Genomic DNA, 1,158 nt, shown 5'->3' on the forward strand with positions numbered 1-1,158 from the left:
GGGCCCGCCGCGCTGCCCAACGTGGCCTTCCGCACCCCGGCCGGCCAGCGCGTGCTGCTGGTATTGAACGACGGTACTACGGCCCAGACCTTCCGCATCCGACAGGGCGGACAGCAGGCGGTGGCCACACTGCCCGCCGGGGCCGTGGGCACCTACGCGTGGTAAAAACCTGACTTATTACCCATTTTTCAATTCCCACTTTTTTCACTTTCTATTCTCAAATTCCCATGAAAAAGCGCTTTACTCTTTCCGCCCTCGCCGCCCTGGCGCTCAGCTCGCTGAGCGCGCAGGCCCAGTTCACCGTCGACGGCACGCTGTCGGCCGCCGAGGTGGGCACCGGCCCGGGCAAATACCAGCTGCTGGGCACCTACGCCGGCGCGCACTCGGTGAACGACCGGGGCCTGAAAGCCATTTACGTGGGCACCACGGCTACCACACTCAATATCATGGTAGTAGCCTCGCCCGAGCAGAGTGCCTACAGCGCCCTGGTGCTCTACCTCGATGCGCCCAACAAAACCGGCGTGGCGGCCGGCACCCGCCTGCCCGGCGGCGACGACAACTCGTCGCAGCTGCGCCACCGGCCCACGCTCGACATGCCGGCCGATTTCGCGTTTCGCGTCACGGTGTCGCCCCTCACCGGCAGCTCCGACCTCAACTCCTATCACAGCAAGGAAGACCTAACCGTGGCCCTGAACGCGGCCGGCCGCGCCCCCGACAAGTACCTGGGCCCAGTGGACAAGCAGGGCACCATCCTCAACATCACCGACCCCACCACCAATTTCGTGGGGGCCAAGCTGGCGTTCAAAACCGGGTCGGCGGGCAGCGTCACGGCCAACACCAGCACCGGCTGGGAGGCGGAATACCCGCTGAGCTCGCTGGGCGGGGCGGCCGCGGGCAGCTTGTTCCGCGTGATGGCCGCTTACGTGGCCGACAACGGCGACTTCTACTCCGACGTGCTGCCCCAGATTGCGGGCCAGACCACCGACCTCGGCACTGACCCCAACTTCAGCACCATTCCGCGCCTGCAGTACTACACCTACCAGGTGGGCACCGGTCCGCTGGCCAGCCGCGCCGCCACGGCCGAGGCGTTGGCCGCTACCGCCTACCCCAACCCCTTGAGCAGCGCCAGCCAGCTGAGCTATACCGTGGCCGGCGGCA

The 1,158-nt window shown here is 66.8% G+C and carries 2 protein-coding genes; both read left to right on the top strand.

Translation table 11 applies throughout. The annotated features are described in order from the left end of the window. Nucleotides 1-21 precede the first annotated feature (21 nt). A complete protein-coding gene (locus tag ACYVDE_RS23530) occupies nucleotides 22-165 on the top strand; it encodes a glycoside hydrolase family 30 beta sandwich domain-containing protein (RefSeq protein ID WP_460503958.1) in 144 nt (47 codons plus the stop codon). A gap of 62 nt (nucleotides 166-227) precedes the next feature. Then, the coding region (locus ACYVDE_RS23535) for a hypothetical protein (protein ID WP_460503957.1) at nucleotides 228-1,158 on the top strand (931 nt) is incomplete at its 3' end.

It is taken from the genome of Hymenobacter agri (assembly GCF_054778495.1).